This window comes from Flavobacterium erigeronis (assembly GCF_054075165.1).
The window spans coordinates 176,867-196,233 of the sequence record NZ_JBSKGP010000003.1 but is presented as its reverse complement, the minus strand read 5'-3'; the positions used below and the strand labels follow the sequence as shown (position 1 = coordinate 196,233).

Annotated in this window: 15 protein-coding genes; 13 read left to right on the top strand and 2 right to left on the bottom strand. The window is 33.6% G+C overall.

All coding sequences use genetic code 11. The annotated features are described in order from the left end of the window. Nucleotides 1-148: 148 nt before the first annotated feature. Entirely contained in the window at nt 149-1,147 is a 999-nt protein-coding gene (locus tag ACWA1F_RS07425; RefSeq protein WP_306155193.1) for a zinc dependent phospholipase C family protein, read from the top strand. Between the two features lie 502 nt (nt 1,148-1,649). Here ACWA1F_RS07425 and ACWA1F_RS07420 read toward each other — a convergent pair. After that, nucleotides 1,650-3,788 (bottom strand): LTA synthase family protein, encoded by a 2,139-nt coding sequence (locus ACWA1F_RS07420; RefSeq protein WP_456892909.1) that lies wholly within the window; start codon nt 3,786-3,788, stop codon nt 1,650-1,652. A gap of 198 nt (nt 3,789-3,986) precedes the next feature. On the opposite strand from ACWA1F_RS07420, the gene ACWA1F_RS07415 reads away from it, so the two are divergent. The 10 genes from ACWA1F_RS07415 (at nt 3,987) to hisIE (ending at nt 14,376) form a co-directional block, all read left to right on the top strand. Continuing rightward, nucleotides 3,987-4,649 (top strand): response regulator transcription factor, encoded by a 663-nt coding sequence (locus tag ACWA1F_RS07415; RefSeq protein WP_306155191.1) that lies wholly within the window; start codon nt 3,987-3,989, stop codon nt 4,647-4,649. 4 nt (nt 4,650-4,653) lie between these two features. Then, nucleotides 4,654-6,054: a sensor histidine kinase gene (locus tag ACWA1F_RS07410; RefSeq protein ID WP_456892907.1), complete on the top strand. Its 1,401-nt coding sequence runs from the start codon at nt 4,654-4,656 to the stop codon at nt 6,052-6,054. 312 nt (nt 6,055-6,366) lie between these two features. Further along, nucleotides 6,367-7,224: an ATP phosphoribosyltransferase gene (gene hisG / locus ACWA1F_RS07405; RefSeq protein ID WP_306155188.1), complete on the top strand. Its 858-nt coding sequence runs from the start codon at nt 6,367-6,369 to the stop codon at nt 7,222-7,224. Between the two features lie 260 nt (nt 7,225-7,484). Then, entirely contained in the window at nt 7,485-8,783 is a 1,299-nt protein-coding gene (gene hisD, locus ACWA1F_RS07400) for a histidinol dehydrogenase (RefSeq protein WP_456892905.1), read from the top strand. A gap of 80 nt (nt 8,784-8,863) precedes the next feature. Beyond that, complete coding sequence (hisC, locus tag ACWA1F_RS07395; protein ID WP_456892903.1) at nt 8,864-9,913, top strand: histidinol-phosphate transaminase; 1,050 nt, start codon at nt 8,864-8,866, stop codon at nt 9,911-9,913. A gap of 180 nt (nt 9,914-10,093) precedes the next feature. Continuing rightward, nucleotides 10,094-11,230: a bifunctional histidinol-phosphatase/imidazoleglycerol-phosphate dehydratase HisB gene (hisB, locus tag ACWA1F_RS07390; RefSeq protein WP_456892901.1), complete on the top strand. Its 1,137-nt coding sequence runs from the start codon at nt 10,094-10,096 to the stop codon at nt 11,228-11,230. A 181-nt stretch (nt 11,231-11,411) separates the two neighbouring features. After that, nucleotides 11,412-12,002, top strand: a complete 591-nt coding sequence (hisH, locus tag ACWA1F_RS07385) for an imidazole glycerol phosphate synthase subunit HisH (protein WP_456892899.1) — start codon at nt 11,412-11,414, stop codon at nt 12,000-12,002. A gap of 96 nt (nt 12,003-12,098) precedes the next feature. After that, a complete protein-coding gene (gene hisA / locus ACWA1F_RS07380; protein ID WP_456892897.1) occupies nt 12,099-12,821 on the top strand; it encodes a 1-(5-phosphoribosyl)-5-[(5-phosphoribosylamino)methylideneamino]imidazole-4-carboxamide isomerase in 723 nt (240 codons plus the stop codon). A gap of 86 nt (nt 12,822-12,907) precedes the next feature. After that, nucleotides 12,908-13,663: an imidazole glycerol phosphate synthase subunit HisF gene (hisF, locus tag ACWA1F_RS07375; protein WP_456892895.1), complete on the top strand. Its 756-nt coding sequence runs from the start codon at nt 12,908-12,910 to the stop codon at nt 13,661-13,663. A 110-nt stretch (nt 13,664-13,773) separates the two neighbouring features. Then, nucleotides 13,774-14,376 (top strand): bifunctional phosphoribosyl-AMP cyclohydrolase/phosphoribosyl-ATP diphosphatase HisIE, encoded by a 603-nt coding sequence (hisIE, locus tag ACWA1F_RS07370; protein WP_456893394.1) that lies wholly within the window; start codon nt 13,774-13,776, stop codon nt 14,374-14,376. 155 nt (nt 14,377-14,531) lie between these two features. Here hisIE and ACWA1F_RS07365 read toward each other — a convergent pair whose 3' ends face one another. Next, nucleotides 14,532-15,230, bottom strand: a complete 699-nt coding sequence (locus tag ACWA1F_RS07365) for a carbohydrate-binding family 9-like protein (RefSeq protein ID WP_456892894.1) — start codon at nt 15,228-15,230, stop codon at nt 14,532-14,534. Between the two features lie 234 nt (nt 15,231-15,464). Here ACWA1F_RS07365 and ACWA1F_RS07360 point away from each other — a divergent pair, with 234 nt between their 5' ends. After that, nucleotides 15,465-17,120: a M1 family metallopeptidase gene (locus ACWA1F_RS07360; RefSeq protein ID WP_456893392.1), complete on the top strand. Its 1,656-nt coding sequence runs from the start codon at nt 15,465-15,467 to the stop codon at nt 17,118-17,120. Between the two features lie 225 nt (nt 17,121-17,345). Continuing rightward, entirely contained in the window at nt 17,346-19,001 is a 1,656-nt protein-coding gene (locus ACWA1F_RS07355; RefSeq protein WP_456892893.1) for a M1 family metallopeptidase, read from the top strand. The last annotated feature ends 366 nt before the right edge of the window (nt 19,002-19,367 follow it).

The following is a 19,367-nucleotide window of genomic DNA, read 5'->3' as shown; positions in this document are numbered from 1 at the left end:
AACTTACAAAGAAAAATATTGTTAATATGAACTTCTCTCATTTTTAGGCTTATAAATCATAAAAGTTAAAATTGTTGAATCTTAATGATCGTATTTTTTGCGTATTCTTTAATTAAAGCTAAATTTGCTCCCTCTAATAAAAAAACAAATGAAAAAAATCCAAATGAGACCAAAATTAATAGCTTTCGGTGCTTTAATTATTGGCTTTATTACTTTATCATGGGGAAATGTTGGCCATGAGCGTATTAACAAAGCTGCTGTAATGGCTTTACCAAAACAATTACAGATATTTTTCTACAATCACATTGATTTTATTACACAAGAAGCTTCGGTTCCAGATATCCGCAAGTATGCTTTAAATTATAAAGAAGAAGGTCCAAGACATTATTTCGATATGGAAAATTTTGGTCCTGCTGACAGTTATCCAAAAACTTTAGAAGAAGCAAAACAAAAATATGATGCTAATTTTTTAAGTGTTAATGGAATTCTTCCCTGGTACATGGAAGACATGATGGCAAAATTGACTAAAGCTTTCAAAGATAAAAATAAAGCTGAAATCTTATTTCTTGCTGCAGATTTAGGTCATTATGTTGGTGATGCACACATGCCATTGCATACTTCTGCAAATCACGATGGTCAATTGACAGATCAGAAAGGAATTCATTCTCTTTGGGAAAGCAGATTGCCAGAGTTATTTGTTAAAAACTACAAATTAAATGTTCCTGAGGCGCAGTATTATCCAGATGTTCACAAAGCAATTTGGGACTTGATTAACGATACTCACAGTTTAGCACAGCCTTTATTGGATATCGATAAAAAACTAAGAGTTGCAACTCCGCAAGACAAAGTATTTAAAATGGATGCGGAAGGAAATGTATTGAAAACGAAATACAATACAGCTGTTTTCTCTGATGAATACGCTAAAAAACTGCACGAACAATTGAACGGAATGGTAGAAAGCCAAATGAGAAAAGCGATTTCTGCAACGGCTAGTTTTTGGTACACAGCGTGGGTAAATGCAGGAAAACCAGATTTGAGTGATTTAGATGCACCAGCAGTAACTCAAAGAAATTATCAATTTTTACAGGATGATTTAAAAATGTTCCAAAAAGGAGATTTATTTGGAATGAAAAATCAGAATGATTAAATATTTGTTTCAAGTTTCAGGTTTAATGTTACACGTTACTTTGAAACTCATAAAAGCCTCAGATCTTTTAGATTTGAGGCTTTTTTTTATTTCTTATTTTCTCTTTTTGTCAGGCTGAGCGGAGTCGAAGCCCACGTGCCAATTGGAACGCCCTTCGACTCCGCTCAGGGTGACACACTTATTGGTTAATTTTTTAACGCAAAGTACGCTAAGGAATTTTTCAAAGTTTGTGTTTGTCTTTACTTTGAATAAGTTCGCAAAGCTGTGCTGGTTAAACCTGCTGGGTTTAGTGCTTTATAGTTTTTGTCAGGCTGAGCGGAGTCGAAGCCCACGCGCCAATTGGAACGCCCTTCGACTTCGCTCAGGGTGACAAACTATAAAATAAAAGTTCGCAAAGCTTTATCTATAAGCTTCGCGAACTTTTTTATTTATAAAATTTACTCAAAAAAACTTTGCGCTCTCTGCGTAAAACCTCCGCGTTCTCTGCGATAAAAAAAAGATGTTAATGACGAACGTTCGCATATAATTTTTTATTCTTATCAACTAAATTTTTAAACTGGTATTCTTTCTCTTTCAAAACATAAGAAGCGGATTGATAATAAGAAATTGTTTGATCAACTAAACCTTTATTTTCTGCTTTCAGCGGAATTTCATCGTAATGAATTTGAAAATCAGGAGAAATTCCAATTGTATTATTAAGTTTTAATTGAAACTGTTTTATTTGTTGTTTAGGCGAAAGTATCGTCAAAACATTGTCTTTTATTAAACCTAAATCCTGATAAGTCGCTATAAAAGCACGTGGCTGGTAATCTGATTTGAACACATCTTGACCAAAGAATTTGCTTTCGTAATCAAAATTAAGAAGACCGAATAAGGTTGGCATGATGTCAATTTGAGACATAAGTTTTGTGAATTTCTCTGGCTTTATGTTTGGAGTGTAAATCAACGCAGGAATTCTGTACTTGTCTAACGGAAGTTCCGTTTTTCCTGCGCTCGAAGCACAATGATCGGCTACAATTACAAAAACTGTATTTTTAAACCAAGACTGTTTTTCAGCCTGTTTGAAGAATTGCTCCAAAGCGTAATCAGTATATTTTACGCCGCCATCACGAGATTTAATGTTCCCGGGAATATCAATTTTATTGTTCGGATAAGTAAATGGCCTGTGATTGCTAACCGTCATAATATGATTAAAGAAAGGTCTGTTTTCTTTGGCTTCACTGTTCATGACTTTGATCGCTTTATTATACATATCTTCATCACAAACGCCCCATACGTTAGAAAATGTAATTTCATTTTCAGAAAAATTCGATTTGTCAATAATCTGATAACCGTTTCCATAATAAAAATCCTGCATATTGTCAAAAAAAGCATCTCCACCATACATGAATTTTACATTGTATCCCTTTTTAAGAAAAACAGATCCAGTTGAGAATTTATTTTTGTTATCTTCTCTTTTTACAACACTTTCTCCAGCTGTTGGAGGAAGGCATAAAGTTACCGCTTCAAGACCGCGCACCGTTCTGTTTCCAGCGGCATACACATTCGTAAAAAGCAAACTTTTTTGAGCAAGGCTGTCTAAAAATGGCGTAATATTTTGTTTGTTTCCATACATCTTCATGAAATCGGCACTTAAGCTTTCAATGGTAATTAAAACTACATTTTTATGTTGTTCAATAGAATCTTCTTTGATTTCTCTAATGGTGTTTTTTCCAGAAATTAAAGGCAATTCGTGTTTTAAAATAGCAAAAGCTTTTTCATTTGGAATTGTTTTGTAGAATTTAAAATAATCTAATTTGTTGTTCTGAAAAGCCAGATAGAATTTATAGATTCCGTTAGATTGCAGTTCATTAACAAAAATATTTTTAGAATTCTCTGTTTTCGCTAGTCCCGGAATTGTTAATAAAGAAGTGATAGAAAGAACCGCATAAAGAGCTGAAATTTTTAGTTTTTCATTAAAACTGGGAATTTCGTCAATATAATTTCTTGATTTCTTGATAATAAAATAAGTGATTGCTCCAGTAATAAGAAACAAAGCAGAAAATATAGGAATTACAGGATAAGACTGCATAATATTTCCGATAACTTCATTGGTGTAAATGAGATAATTAACAGCAATAAAATTGTATTTTACGCCAAATTCATTCCAAAAGAAAAATTCGCTTATAGCGTTTTGAAGAATCAATAAAACATATAAAAAAATCACAAAGGCAAATAGCCAGAATCTTATTTTGTCTCTATGTTTAGGCAGGAAAAGAAAAAGCGAAAACAAAAGTGTTTTTAGTGAAACAAAAATCAAAACAATTTTGGGTAAAGCACCGCCATATTCATCAAAAATGCTTTTTCCAGATGCTGTATAAATTAAAAGTGCTACAAAACCCACAAGAATAATATATCCATAAGGGGCATTGTATTTTGAATTAGAAATAAAAATTAGATACAGCCACAGAAAGAGAGAAGCCGCAATAAATACAAAAAAGTCAGATAATAGGCCAAATGAAAAGATTTTTAAACTCTCCGTAAAAGTAAATGAACTTTGGGTAATGGGATGAAAAAGCAGTACTATTCTTAATATAAAACTTACTATAAAGTATAATAAAGCAAGATTGTAAAAGGGCGAAAGTTTTTTGTAAAAATGCATCAGTTTTATTTTTTTACAAAATTAATTTCGATTGATTAATGCTAGATTAAGTTCGGCTATTACCTTGCTTAGCGTTAACTTAAAGTTTGCTTAAGATGCTGGTTTTCTTTGTTTATTAGAGTGTTCGATTTATTTCAGAGGACTAAATTATCTATCTTTGAATTGCAAAAATGAAATTCAAATTAATCAGATACAGTAATGCATATTTTAATAGTTGAAGATGAAATAGGAATTGTCCAATTTCTAAAACAAGGCTTACAGGAAGAAGGCTATGAAATTACTACTGCAGGAGATGGCTCTAAAGGTTTTGAGCTGGTTCAGGAGCAAAAATTTGACTTGATTCTTTTAGATTGGATGCTGCCAAAAATTAATGGTCTTGACCTGTGCAAAGCGATCCGTATAAAAGACCAAGTTACGCCAATCATTTTTTTGACTGCAAAAGACACAGTTCAAGAAACTATAGAAGGTTTAAAAGCGGGTGCAAACGATTATATTAAAAAGCCTTTTAGTTTCGAAGAACTAGTTGAGCGAATTAAAGTTCACTTTCGAAATAAAAAAAAGACCGAAACCTTGACCCTCGGAAACATTACGATGGATTTGTCTCGGCATATTGTTTTAAAAGGGGAAGAGGAAATTTCGCTTACCCAGCGAGAATTTGAATTGTTAGCGTATTTGATTGAGCATAAAGGAAAAGTCTGCACTAGAAATCAAATTTTGAGAGATGTTTGGGAAATCAATTTTGAGTATGATACGGGCGTTATTGATGTTTTTATGAATGCCATTAGAAAAAAACTAAACCTTAAAATTGAAGAAGATTATATAAAAACCATCCGAGGCATTGGATACATCGCCAATGATTAGCAAAATGACATCATTATCTTTTAAAAATAGAATTGCATTAAATTATATTGTAGGAACAGGACTTTTGGTTTTAGTGGTCTTTTCTGCTATTTATTTTATTGTAAAACTTACCGTTTATAATCACATTGATGAGAATTTAAATACCGAAATTCAAGATCATTTTAAAGAAATTAAAGAAGAAAATGGCAAAATAATCTTTATGGATGCCGAAGAATGGGAGGAAAGAGAGCACAACTCTGTTGATGTGAATCCTGTTTTTGTCCAATTTTTAGATTTGAATAAAAAAATCATTGAGAAATCGCCTAATTTAAAAAATGAGAAACTGGTTTATCACGAAAATAAAGACCATTTTCAGCTTTTTGATACCAAATTATTAGGCAATAAAATTCGTCAGATTCAAGTCCCACTTCATTTAAAATCAAAGAAAATAGGTTATTTAATCATTGCTATGTCGCTTTCAGATTCGGCGAAAGTTTTAGATAATCTGATGGATACTTTGCTCATTACATTTCCGATCATTCTATTGATTTTGTTTTTCTTAGCGAGATTCTATGCGGGAAGGAGCATAAAACCTATAAACGATATTATAGATACTTCGAAAGCCATTACGAAAGACAATTTAAAATCCAGAATTCCGTTGCCAAAAACGAGAGACGAATTGTTTACACTTTCTAAAACAATTAATAATTTATTGAACCGAATTGAAGATGCCATCGAACGTGAAAAACAGTTTACTTCTGATGCTTCTCATGAATTAAGAACTCCGCTTACTGTAATTAAAGGAACACTTGAAGTACTTATCCGCAAACCTCGTGATAGTAAGGAATACGAAGAAAAAATAAATTATTGTATTAACGAAGTAGACCATTTAAATTCACTTGTAGATCAGCTGCTTTTGATGGCTCGTTTTGAGAATCAAAAACAGAACATTCTTAAAGAAAATGTCTATTTGAATGCGGCAATTTTAGACGTTTTAAAATTGAATGCAGAGAAGATTAAATCAGGAAGAATAAATGTTGTTTTGGATGCCTCAGAAGAATTTTATATTTACTCGGATAATTATTTGACGGTAACAATTCTTCGAAATATTATTTCAAATGCGGTAAAATATTCAAAACCTGATAATAAAGTTAAAATTTCATTATCAAGAGAAAATCATAAAATTCTATGCACTGTTTCAGATCATGGAATCGGAATTGCAAAGAAAGATCTAGAATCTATTTTAAATCCGTTTTTCAGATCAGATTCGCTTAATCATTCCGAAATTAAAGGTACTGGACTTGGATTATTTATTGTGAAAAGAATGACCAATCTGCTTCAGATTAAATTTAAAATTGAAAGCGAAATAGGAAAAGGAACCAAGGTTTTATTGGTTTTTGACGAATATGACAATTCGTTAAAGTAATTCTAAAATCATTAAGTAAAATGCTATCTAAAACGATTTTTAACAATAAACTATCGTTAAGTTAAAATAAAAATTGCTTTTTAATTATTTTATCTAGTATATTTGCAACCGAATCAAAGAAGTAAAAAACAAACCGAATCATGATTTCAATTCAATTACATCATCATCATTTACATTATTGCTCTCAAGCGATGTGTTAATGATATGCGTGTAAATCATCATATTTTAAAACCCGTTTGAGTACATCAAACGGGTTTTTTAATTCAAGCTCTCTTTGTACTCAAACTATTAATCCAACAAACAACTAAAAAAATGAGTACTTTAAAAATTGCAATTCAAAAATCTGGTCGTTTAAACGAAGACAGCATTCAAATCTTAAAAGATTGCGGTATTTCAATCAACAACGGAATCGATCAGTTAAAAGCCGAAGCTTCAAACTTTCCTCTTGAAGTTTTATACCTTAGAAATTCAGATATTCCGCAATATTTAATTGATGGAGTGGTTGACTTAGCAATCGTTGGCGATAATCTTTTGGTAGAAAAAGGAAAAGGCATCGAAGTGGTTCAAAAACTTGGATTTTCAAAATGTAAAGTTTCGGTTGCTGTTCCAAAAACTTTCGAATACAATTCTGTTCAAGATTTAGCTAATCTTCGTATTGCAACTTCTTATCCAAACACCGTTAACGAATATTTTAATCAATTCGGTTTAACCGTAGATATTCACCAAATTTCTGGTTCTGTAGAAATTGCGCCAAATATCGGACTTGCAGATGCAATTGTAGATATTGTTTCAAGCGGGAGCACTTTATTTAAAAACAACTTAAAAGAAGTTGAAGTGATTTTAAAAAGTGAAGCTGTTTTAGCCGTTTCTCCAAAAGTTTCTCCAGAAATCCAAAAACACATTGATACTTTAAAATTCAGAATTCAAGCCGTTTTAAGAGCTAGAAATTCAAAATACATTCTAATGAACGTTCCAAATGACAAAATTGATGCAGTTGGAAAAATTCTTCCGGTTTTGAGAAGTTTGACGGTTTTGCCGTTAGCACAAGAAGGCTGGAGTAGTGTTCACTCTGTTATTGATAAAGATACTTTTTGGGATGTAATCGATCAGTTAAAAGAAGTAGGGGCAGAAGGAATTTTAGTTTGCCCAATTGAGAAAATGGTACTGTAGAAAAAAAGAAATTCCAAATAAAAAGGAAATTCCAAACGCAAAAATTCCAAATTCCAAATAGAAGGAAATTCCAAGTATAAAAATTGCTTCGCCTGTTCGCTATCGCTCGGGTCCAAATTCCAATTTTGGACAACAGCTTTGCGGTCTTAGCGTTTTTATAGACAAAGAGAATAAAAAACCTTGCGCTCTTTGCGGTAAATTTAACGACAAAGTATTGGAATTTGGAGTTTAAAAAATTGGAATTTAATATTAAAAATATTATGAACAAAATAGACAATCCAAAACCAGAAACCTGGTCAGAAATATTAAAAAGACCAACTCAAACCATTGATGATATTGAGGTTACGGTAAAAGAAATTTTTAGAGAAGTTCAGAAAAAAGGAGATGAAGCTGTAGCAAAATACACTTCAATTTTTGACGGAATTTCACTAGATAATTATCAAGTTTCCCCTGAAGAAATTAACGAGGCAATTAGTTTGATTCCGAGCGAATTAAAAGAAGCTATTGAATTAGCAAAAGAAAATATTTATAAATTTCACAATGCTCAAAAAACAGATCGCGTTTCGGTTGAAACAATTGAAGGAGTAAGTTGTTGGCAGGAAAAAAGACCAATCCAGAAAATTGGTTTATACATTCCAGGAGGAACAGCGCCTTTGTTTTCTACTGTTTTGATGTTGGCAGTTCCTGCTGAAATTGCAGGTTGCAAAGAAATTGTATTGTGTTCTCCTCCAGATAAAAAAGGAAAAATCAATCCAGCAATTTTATATGCTGCCAATTTATGCGGTGTAACCAAAATTCTAAAAGTTGGTGGAATTCAAGCTATTGCAGGAATGACTTTCGGGACACAATCAATTCCGAAAGTATATAAAATTTTCGGACCTGGAAATCAGTTCGTAACTGTGGCAAAACAACTGGCGACGCAATTTGGCGTTGCAATCGATATGCCTGCAGGCCCTTCAGAATTATTGATTGTGGCCGACGATACTGCGGTTCCAGCTTTCGTAGCTTCCGATTTATTGTCACAGGCAGAACACGGAACAGACAGTCAGGTGATTTTAGTTTCGACTTCAAAAAAACTGATTGCAGAAGTAGAAAAAGAAGTTCAATCGCAATTGGAAGTGCTTCCAAGAAAGGCAATTGCAGAAAAAGCTATCGAAAATTCGAAACTGATTTATGTTGAAAACGACCAAATCGCCTTAGATTTAATCAATGAATATGGACCAGAACACTTCATAATTTGTTCTGAATATGATGATTTCTATTGCAACGGAATTGTAAATGCGGGTTCTGTTTTTATTGGAAATTATACGCCAGAGAGCGCCGGAGATTATGCTTCGGGAACCAATCATACATTGCCGACAAACGGCTACGCAAAGAATTACAGTGGCGTAAATCTGGATAGTTTTATGAAATCGATGACATTTCAGAAGATTTCAGAAAAAGGAATTCAAAATATAGGAAAAGCTATCGAATTGATGGCAGAAGCTGAAGGCTTACAGGCGCACAAGAACGCAGTGACATTACGTCTGCAGTCCTGCGAGGTTTCCAAAACCTCGTAGGTCTAAATAGATTTGCGATTTAAAAGTTTAATAGTAATACCTACAAGGTTTTGGAAACCTTGCAGGAAAATAAAAAAACAATGAGTACCTTCGATATAAATACAATAACGCGAGAAAACGTAAAAACGTTAAAACCGTATTCGTCTGCAAGAGATGAATTTGAAGATTTTGACACAGCCGAAATGATTTTTTTGGATGCGAATGAGAATCCGTTTCAGAATGGCGTAAATCGTTATCCAGACCCGCAGCAGCTGTCTGTAAAAGCGATTTTGGCTAAAAATAATTTAGTAAAACAGAGTCAGATTTTATTAGGAAATGGAAGTGATGAAGTTTTGGATCTGCTTTTCAGAGCTTTCTGCGAACCGAAAACAGATAACATTATTTCATTGCCACCGACTTACGGAATGTACAGTGTTTTGGCGAATATTAATAATGTAGAAAACAGAGAAGTTTTGCTTTCTACAGATTTTCAGCCACAAGTTGAAAAGATTTTAGAAGCTGTTGATGACAATACAAAAATCATCTTTTTGTGTTCGCCAAACAATCCAACTGGAAATTCTTTTTCAGATGAAAGCGTGGTAAAACTGCTTCAAAACTTCAAAGGTTTAGTGGTAATTGACGAAGCCTATATTGACTTTTCAGACAAAGAAAGCTGGATGACAGAAATTGATGCATATCCAAATCTGATTATTACCCAAACACTTTCTAAAGCGTACGGTTTAGCTGGGATTCGTTTGGGAATTTGTTATGCTTCTGAAGCTGTGATTTCGATTTTAAATAAAATCAAACCACCTTATAACGTAAACGAATTAACGCAGCAAAGAGCAATTGAGCGTTTGAAGGATTCTGAAAAAATAAAACAAGAAATAGCTTCTATTATTGAGCAGAGAGAAGAATTGCTTAAAGTATTACTTGAAGTAAGTTTTGTAGAAAAAGTATATCCAACAGAAGCTAATTTTATTTTAGCAAAAGTGGATGATGCTAACAAAAGATACGATCAGTTAATTGAAAAAGGAATCGTTATTAGAAACAGAACAACACAGCCTTTATGTGAAAATTGTCTTCGTTTCACAATCGGAACGGCAGAAGAAAATGCGGTTGTAATAAGAGAATTGAAATTATTAAGCTAAAAATGTTGGCCACGAATTTCACGAATTACACTAATTTAATTCGTGCTAATTAGTGTAATTCGTGGCAAAATAAAAATCCATTTAATCTGTGAAATCTGTGGCAGAAAAGCACAAAGTTTCGCAAGTAGTTTTACAAATTAAAAATTAGTGCCATTCGTGAAATTCGTGGCAGAAAAAAATATGAAAAAAGTACTTTTTATCGATCGTGATGGAACGATTGTTTTAGAACCTGAAAATTATCAATTAGACAGCTTAGATAAATTAGAATTTTATCCAAAAGCGTTTCAATATTTAGCTAAGATTGCTTCTGAATTAGATTACGAATTAGCAATGGTAACCAATCAAGATGGTTTAGGAACAGATAGTTTTCCTGAAGATACATTCTGGCCAACGCAAAATTTTATTCTTAAAGCTTTTGAAAATGAAGGCGTAAAGTTTGACGAAATCTTCGTTGACCGATCTTTTCCAGAAGAAAATGCGCCAACGCGCAAGCCTAGAACTGGAATGCTGACCAAATATTTGAACAATCCAGAATATGATTTGGCTAATTCTTTTGTTTTAGGAGATCGTTTAACCGATGTGGAATTGGCTAAAAACTTAGGAGCAAAAGCAATTTTCATGAATAACACCGATGGAATTGGAAGCAATGAAATTTCATCTAAACGCGAAGAATTAAACGAAACAATCGTTTTACAATCAATGGATTGGAAGACCATTTATGAGTTTTTAAAACTAGAGGCTCGTTCGGCATCAATCACTCGTAAAACAAATGAGACTGACATTTATATCAATTTAAATCTTGATGGAACTGGAAAAAGTAAAATCGATACGGGAATTGCCTTTTTTGATCACATGTTAGACCAAATCTCGCGTCACGGTCAAATGGACTTAGAAATCACCGTAAAAGGTGATTTAGAGGTTGATGAACACCATACTATCGAAGATACGGCAATTGCTTTGGGTGAAGTTTTCGCGAAAGCGTTAGGAAATAAATTGGGAATCGAGCGTTACGGATTCTGTCTGCCAATGGACGATTGTTTAGCACAAGCTGCAATTGACTTTGGGGGAAGAAATTGGCTGATTTGGGAAACTGAATTTAAACGCGAGATGGTAGGTAAAATGCCGACAGAAATGTTTTATCACTTCTTTAAATCATTCACAGATGGCGCAAAAGCCAACTTAAATATCAAAGCAGAAGGAATCAACGAACATCACAAAATTGAGGCGATTTTTAAAGCTTTCGCGAAAGCGATAAAAGTAGCGGTAAAACGCGATACAGAAAAAATGATTTTGCCTTCAACTAAAGGAATGTTGTAAAAGGTTTAACCGCAAGGCACGCTAAGAATTACGCAAAATTCGCAAGTTTTTTTCTTGCGCTCTTTGCGATAAAACCTTGCGAACTTTGCGGTTAAGTTCGACGCTAAATTAAGTATTAATGATTTTAGGAATAAAGAGAAATCTAAAATCTAAAATCTAAAATCTAAAATCTAAATTAATTTTGAAAATAGTAATTATAAATTACGGAGCAGGAAATATTCAGAGCATTATGTTTTCTATTGAAAGACTGGGTTTTAAAGCTGTTCTGAGTAATAACCCAGAGGAAATAAAATCGGCTGATAAAGTGATTTTTCCTGGAGTTGGCGAAGCGAGTTCGGCAATGAGTAAACTTCGCGAAAGCGGTCTAGACAATTTGATTCCGCAATTGAAACAGCCTGTTTTAGGAATTTGTCTCGGAATGCAGTTAATGTGCAACAAAACCGAAGAAGGAAATACGGAAGGTTTAGGGGTTTTTGATGTTGATGTTTTGAAATTCTCTAACAGCGTAAAAGTGCCACAAATGGGATGGAATCAGATTTACGATTTAAAAACCGATTTGTTTAAAGGCATTTCTGAAAATGAATTTATGTATTTGGTTCATAGTTTTTATGCGCCAAAATGCGATGAAGCAATAGCAACCACCAATTACGACGTAGAATACGCATCGGCTTTGCAGAAAGATAATTTTTACGGAACTCAGTTTCACCCAGAAAAAAGCGGGGATGTTGGGGAGAAAATTCTAAATAATTTTCTTAAAATCCCAAATGTTTAAATTCCAAATTCCAAACTGTATATCAATCAAAATATCAAAAATTTCAATTTTTAGAAAATCTAAAATCTAAAATCAGAAATCTAAAATATCAAAAACATGAGAATAATACCAGCCATAGATATCATTGAAGGAAAATGCGTTCGTTTGTCCAAAGGTGATTATGATACTAAGATAATTTACAATGAAAATCCGCTGGAAGTGGCGAAATCATTTGAAGCACACGGAATAGAATATCTGCATTTAGTAGATCTTGACGGTGCAAAATCGAGCAAAATTGTCAATTACAAGATATTAGAACAAATTGCATCGCAAACGAGCTTAAAAATTGATTTTGGCGGCGGATTAAAGTCTGATGATGATTTGAGAATTGCTTTTGAAAGCGGTGCAAACCAGATTACTGGCGGAAGTATCGCAGTAAAAAACAGAACTATTTTCGAAAAATGGATTTCTGAATACGGAACAGAAAAAATCATTTTGGGCGCAGATGCAAAAGATGAAAAAATTGCAGTTTCAGGCTGGTTAGAAGAATCCAATGAAGATTTGATTCCGTTTATTCAGGATTATCAATCTAAAGGGATTCAGTATGTTATTTGTACCGACATTGCAAAAGACGGAATGCTTCAAGGCCCAAGTTTTGATTTGTATGCGAAGATTTTAGCGGAAGCGAAAGAAGTAAAGTTAATTGCTTCTGGAGGAATTTCAACTTTCGACGAATTGCCAAAATTAGCTGAATTAGGTTGCGAAGGAACCATTATTGGAAAAGCGATTTATGAAGGAAGAATTTCCTTGAAACAACTGGAAAACTTTATAATTAGATAATGTGATAATTAGAAAATTAGATAATTATTTTAGCAAGCGCATAAAATTATCTAATTGACTAATTATCTAATTGACACATTAGAAAAATGTTAGCAAAAAGAATAATACCCTGCTTAGATATTAAAAACGGAAGAACCGTAAAAGGCGTTAATTTCGTAGATTTACGTGACGCTGGAGATCCTGTGGAATTGGCTGAGATTTATTCGGCTGAAGGAGCGGACGAATTGGTTTTTCTGGATATTTCGGCAACTGAAGAAAGACGTAAAACGCTTGTAAATATGGTGCGAAGCGTCGCGGAAAAAATCAATATTCCGTTTACTGTTGGCGGCGGAATTTCATCTGTAGAAGATGTTGATATTCTGCTAAATAACGGCGCAGATAAAGTTTCGATTAATTCATCGGCAGTTAAAAATCCGCAGTTGATTAACGATTTGGCTCAGAAATTTGGAAGTCAATGTGTGGTTGTTGCGATAGACGCCAAACAAATTGACGGACAATGGATTGTGCATTTAGTAGGCGGAAAAGTGCCGACAGAGTTGAACTTATTCGATTGGGCTGTAGAAGTAGCAGAACGTGGCGCGGGAGAAATTTTATTTACGTCAATGGACAATGACGGAACTAAAAATGGTTTTGCAAACGAAGCTTTGGCTAAACTTTCTCAATTAGTAAATATTCCAATTATTGCTTCAGGAGGCGCCGGAAACATTCAGCATTTTGTAGATTCGTTTAAAGAGGGAAAAGCAGATGCTGCGTTGGCTGCGAGTGTTTTTCACTTTAAAGAAATTGAAATCAAAGCTTTGAAACAGGAGCTTAGAAATAATGGGATTGAAGTCAGGCTTTAAAGTTCAGAATAAAGAAAATAGAACATAGAAAATAGATTTTAAGTAATCTTAATTCTAAAAAAAAATAAACAAGAATTCAGCAATCTAAAATCTGAACTCTAAAATCTAAAATAAAAATGAACATCGATATCAAAAGCGCACACGGATTAATTCCGGCGATCATTCAGGATTCAGAAACTAAAAATGTTCTGATGTTGGGTTATATGAATGAAGAATCGCTTCAGAAAACATTAGAAACACAAAAAGTTACCTTCTATAGCCGCTCCAAACAAAGGCTTTGGACAAAAGGCGAGGAGAGTGGCAATTTTCTAAATCTTGTAAGCATAAAAAATGACTGCGACGGAGATACGCTTTTGATTCAGGCAAAACCAGTTGGACCAACATGTCACACAGGTGCAGATACTTGCTGGCAAGAACCAAATGAGGCGAATTACGGTTTTATTTCTCAGTTAGAAAGCACTATCAAAACCAGAAGAGAAAACGCTGATTCTGAGAAAAGTTATGTAGCTTCTTTATTCGAAAAAGGAATTAATAAAATTGCTCAAAAAGTTGGTGAAGAAGCTGTAGAAGTGGTTATCGAAGCAAAAGATGCTAACGATGATTTATTTCTTAGCGAAAGCGCTGATTTATTGTTTCACTACTTGATTTTGCTTCAAGCTAAAGGATATCAGTTAAATGATGTTGTTGAAGTTTTGAAAGGACGTCAGAAGTAAATTTTGTTTCAGATTTATGTGGATTTAACCGCTAAGTTCGCAAGGTATTTGATTTACTAAACCTTCTAAAAACGCAAAGTTCGCAAAGCTTTACATATAAACTTTGCGAACTTTGCGTAATTCTTTGCGCTCTTTGCGGTTAAATTTTCAAGCAACTACTCCACAAACTCAAAAACCGCAAACTCTTTCGGCTGATGAAAGCCAAATTTTGAACTTTTATAAGGCTGTAAAGCAAGATATTCCGTTGTGTTACCGTAATCAATTCTAAAAGTATTTCCTTTCCATTTTGTTCCTGTTTTTGGTTTTGAAAAACCTCCGTTTTCAATTTTTTCAAGACTAGAAAAAGGAATTTTAATTTCTACAGTATAACCCTCTTTATTGATTTTGCTTACAGATTCTAAATCAACAATATCAAAATCCATTGAAGTTTTCCATCCACCACATTCTGCCGAAATGCATTTTAAAAGCAAATCGTAGTGGGTTGAGAATGCATTTACTCCAATTTCAATATAGTTTCGACCGTCTCCATCCGGATCGAGAAATATTTCCACCAAATCATCTGTGTAGAATATTTCCGAATCCTTTTTTTGCGGAGTTCCAATAATCTTAGAATCTGTAGAATTGTAGGCGATATAAAGATTTTCATTATTCCACGAAAGTGAAACAAAAGTCTTTTGAGTAGCATTTTGTCCTGAATTATGAATTACAAACGGCTCCAGAAAAGGCGTTTTCCAGTCGGATAAATCTCCATCAATACTGATTTTTTCTTCGGTTTTATAAATAGGAATTGTCTGTGAATAAGTTTTTACCGAAAACAGAGATAGAAGAAGATATAAAAGCGTGCTAAATTTCATAAAATAGAATAATTAGTCAATTAGATAATTAGCAAATTAGATAATTAGTCAATTACAAAATTAATTATTTAACTAACCGACTAATTATCTAATTCTCTAATTGACTTATTATCTCATTGTCTATATTCAGCTAAAATAAAAAACAATGTTGGATATGAATACAAATTTTGTAACATTGATCAAAAAAGAATACTAATAGTATAACAACATAATTCAAAACTTAATTTATAAATGATGAAAAAATACTTTGGAAGTGCTGTAATGGCTCTTTTTATTAGTTTTTCTGGTATTGCTCAGGGGCTTATGGCAAAGTCTGGAGCGGTTTTTACACATCAGGATTCCTTACGCGGAAGCATTACAAAAGAAAGAGCCTGGTGGGATCTGAAATATTACCATTTGGATATCAAAGTAAATCCAGCCGATCGTGCTATTTCGGGATCAAATACGGTTCGTTATATTGTTTTATCCGAATACAATCGTATGCAGATTGATTTGCAGGAGCCAATGAATATTACGAAAGTTACTCAAAACGGTAAAGAACTAAAATTTGAAAGAGACGGAAATGTTTTCTTTATTACGTTAACTGAAAATCAGAAAGTTGGAGAAACAAAAGAAATCGTGGTTTCGTTTGGCGGTGTTCCAAAAGAAGCAGTTCGTCCGCCTTGGGATGGAGGAATTACTTGGCAGAAAGACAAAAACGGAAAAGATTTTATAGCCTCATCTTGTCAGGGACTTGGAGCTAGCGTTTGGTGGCCTTGTAAAGATCATATGTACGATGAAGTCGAAAATATGCTGATTAGCGTCAATGTTCCAGGACATTTAACTGATGTTTCAAATGGAAGGTTGCAGAGCGTTAAAAAGGAAAAAGACGGAACTAAGACTTTCAATTGGTATGTTGCAAATCCGATCAATAATTATGGGGTAAATATCAATATTGGTGATTATGTAAATTTTTCTGAAAAGTTTAAAGGAGAAAAAGGCGATTTAGACTGTAATTATTATGTTTTAAGAGATAATCTGGCAAAAGCAAAAGAGCAGTTTAAAGACGCTCCAAAAATGCTGAAAGCTTTTGAAAGCTGGTTTGGACCGTATCCGTTTTACGAAGACAGCTATAAATTGGTCGAAGTTCCGTATTTAGGAATGGAACACCAAAGTTCTGTGACTTATGGAAACAATTATCAGAATGGTCATAATGGACATGATATCAGTGGAACAGGTTGGGGAATGAAGTTTGATTATATCATTATTCACGAATCTGGTCACGAATGGTTTGCCAATAATATTACCTACAAAGACATTGCAGATATGTGGATTCATGAAAGTTTCACTACTTATTCTGAAGTTCTTTTTGTTGAATATTACTATGGAAAAGATGCCGCAAATGAGTACGCAAGAGGACTTAGAAAAATGATTGAGAATAAACAGCCAATCATTGGTCATTACGACGTTAACAGAGAAGGTTCTGGCGATATGTACCCGAAAGGAGCCAATATGATTCATACGATTCGTCAGGTTATTAATGATGACGCTAAATGGAAATCGATTCTTAGAGGAATGAATAAAACTTTTTATCATCAAACGGTTACCACAAAACAGATTGAGGATTTTATAAGTAAAGAATCGGGCATTAATTTTAGTCCAGTTTTTGATCAATATTTAAGAACGCCTCAGGTGCCTACTTTAGAGTATTATTTCCAGGATCAAAGATTGGTTTACCATTGGATCAATTGTGTCGAAAATTTTGATCTTCCTGTAAAAGTAACTTTAAATGGTGTTGAAACTTGGCTGAAACCAACTACAGACTGGAAAGCAGAAAATGTAAAAGGAGACAAATCTACTTTGATAGTGGATAAAAACTTTTATGTGACTGAATTCAATATCACAAATTAAGAGCAAATGGACGCGGATAAAGCGGATTCGCTATTGCGAAAACGCTGATTTAAGCGGATTTTTTTATTATTACAAAAAGAAAAATCTGTTTTTTTCCGTGTCTTCGCAATAGCGAATCCGTTTGATCTGCGTCTCATTTTATCAGGAAATCATAAAATTTCAAAAATCTTAATTCGAATGTTTACATTTGTTTCAAATTGATTTCAAAATAATACTATTTTACTAATGAAAAATTACTTCGGAAGCATTTTTACTGCTTTTTTAATTGGTTTTAGTGCCAATGCTCAAGGACTTCTTAACAAGGGAGAAACCGTTTTTACACATCAGGACACTTTACGCGGAAGCATTACAAAAGAAAGAGCTTGGTGGGATTTGAAATATTATCATCTTGATGTAAAGGTTAATCCGAAAGAAAAAGCTATTTCGGGTTCAAATACAGTTCGTTATACTGTTTTAACAGAAAACAACCGTATGCAGATTGATTTGCAAGAACCGATGAATATTACCAAAGTAACGCAGAACGGAAAAGAATTGAAGTTTGAAAGAGACGGAAATGCTTTCTTTATTACTTTGACAGAAAAACAAAAAGTTGGAGACGTTAAAGAAATCAAAGTTTTCTTTAGTGGAAAACCTAAAGAAGCTGTGAGAGCGCCTTGGGACGGAGGATTTTCTTGGAAAAAAGATAAAAACGGAAAAGATTTTATCGCTACATCTTGCCAAGGTTTAGGCGCTAGCGTTTGGTGGCCTTGTAAAGATCACATGTACGATGAAGTAGAAAATATGTTGATCAGCGTAAATGTTCCTGGAGATTTGACAGACGTTTCGAACGGAAGATTGCAAAGCATTAAAAAAGAAAAAGACGGAACTAAAACGTTCAATTGGTATGTTTCAAATCCGATCAATAATTATGGTGTAAATATCAATATTGGAGATTATGTAAATTTCTCTGAAGTATTTAAAGGAGAAAAAGGCGATTTAGACTGTAATTATTATGTTTTGAGAGATAATTTGGCTTTAGCGAAAGAGCAGTTTAAAGACGCTCCAAAAATGCTGAAAGCTTTTGAAAGCTGGTTTGGGCCGTATCCGTTTTACGAAGACAGTTATAAATTGGTAGAAGTTCCGTATTTAGGAATGGAGCACCAAAGTTCTGTAACGTACGGAAACCAATATAAAAATGGTTATTTAGGACGTGATTTAAGCGGTACAGGTTGGGGATTAAAATTTGATTTCATCATTATTCACGAATCTGGACACGAATGGTACGCGAACAATATTACGTACAAAGATATTGCCGACATGTGGGTTCACGAGAGTTTTACCAATTATTCTGAAAGTCTTTTTGTGGAATATTATTACGGAAAAGAAGCTGGTGCAGAGTATGTTATTGGTTGCAGAAAAAACATTAAAAATGATACTCCAATTATCGGACATTATGATGTAAATAATGAAGGGTCTGGAGATATGTATCCGAAAGGAGCGACAATGCTTCACATGATTCGTCAGGTTATTAATGACGATGCCAAATGGAAATCGATTTTAAGAGGAATGAATAAGACTTTTTATCATCAAACCGTTACTGGCAAACAGATTCAGGAATACATCAACGAACAGTCTGGGATTAACTTCAATAGAGTTTATGCACAGTATTTAACGACAACTCAGATTCCGGTTTTTGAATATATGTTTAAAAATGGAACTTTCGGATATCACTGGACTAACTGCGTATCGAAATTTGATATGCCTGTAAGGGTGAAATTAAATGGCGTTGAGACTTGGTTGAAACCAACAACTGAATGGCAGTCAATTAAAACCACAAGCGAAGATAGAAAAGTAGAAGTGGATAAGGATTTTTATGTAACTACTTCAAATATTGTTGAATAAAATTCGATAAATCTCAATTTTTTAAATCCCAAATTCCAAATGTGTTGGAGTTTGGGATTTTTTTCGTTTTGAAACCTGTCAGGTTTATAATTGAAATCCTTTTAATCTTTATAATCTATGGCCTTTTTTTACGCAGAGAACGCTAAGTTTTTTCTAAGTTTTAGTTTTATCATTGCGCTGAGTGAGATCGCAAAGCTGGATTTTTTATACCCGACGGGTTTTAAAAACCTGTCAGGTTTATAATTGAAATCCTTTTAATCTTTATAATCTGTGGCCTTTTTTTACGCAGAGAACGCTAAGTTTTTTCTCAGTTTTAGTTTTGTCATTGCGCTGAGTGAGATCGCAAAGCTGGATTCGTTAAACCTA

Excerpts from the sequence above, each read along its gene's own strand:
- ACWA1F_RS07425 (WP_306155193.1), top strand. The coding sequence starts at position 149 with ATGAAAAAAATCCAAATGAGACCAAAATTAATAGCTTTCGGTGCTTTA.
- ACWA1F_RS07420 (WP_456892909.1), bottom strand. The coding sequence starts at position 3,788 with ATGCATTTTTACAAAAAACTTTCGCCCTTTTACAATCTTGCTTTATTA.
- ACWA1F_RS07415 (WP_306155191.1), top strand. The coding sequence starts at position 3,987 with ATGCATATTTTAATAGTTGAAGATGAAATAGGAATTGTCCAATTTCTA.
- ACWA1F_RS07410 (WP_456892907.1), top strand. The coding sequence starts at position 4,654 with ATGACATCATTATCTTTTAAAAATAGAATTGCATTAAATTATATTGTA.
- hisG (WP_306155188.1), top strand. The coding sequence starts at position 6,367 with ATGAGTACTTTAAAAATTGCAATTCAAAAATCTGGTCGTTTAAACGAA.
- hisD (WP_456892905.1), top strand. The coding sequence starts at position 7,485 with ATGAACAAAATAGACAATCCAAAACCAGAAACCTGGTCAGAAATATTA.
- hisC (WP_456892903.1), top strand. The coding sequence starts at position 8,864 with ATGAGTACCTTCGATATAAATACAATAACGCGAGAAAACGTAAAAACG.
- hisB (WP_456892901.1), top strand. The coding sequence starts at position 10,094 with ATGAAAAAAGTACTTTTTATCGATCGTGATGGAACGATTGTTTTAGAA.
- hisA (WP_456892897.1), top strand. The coding sequence starts at position 12,099 with ATGAGAATAATACCAGCCATAGATATCATTGAAGGAAAATGCGTTCGT.
- hisF (WP_456892895.1), top strand. The coding sequence starts at position 12,908 with ATGTTAGCAAAAAGAATAATACCCTGCTTAGATATTAAAAACGGAAGA.
- ACWA1F_RS07365 (WP_456892894.1), bottom strand. The coding sequence starts at position 15,230 with ATGAAATTTAGCACGCTTTTATATCTTCTTCTATCTCTGTTTTCGGTA.
- ACWA1F_RS07360 (WP_456893392.1), top strand. The coding sequence starts at position 15,465 with ATGAAAAAATACTTTGGAAGTGCTGTAATGGCTCTTTTTATTAGTTTT.
- ACWA1F_RS07355 (WP_456892893.1), top strand. The coding sequence starts at position 17,346 with ATGAAAAATTACTTCGGAAGCATTTTTACTGCTTTTTTAATTGGTTTT.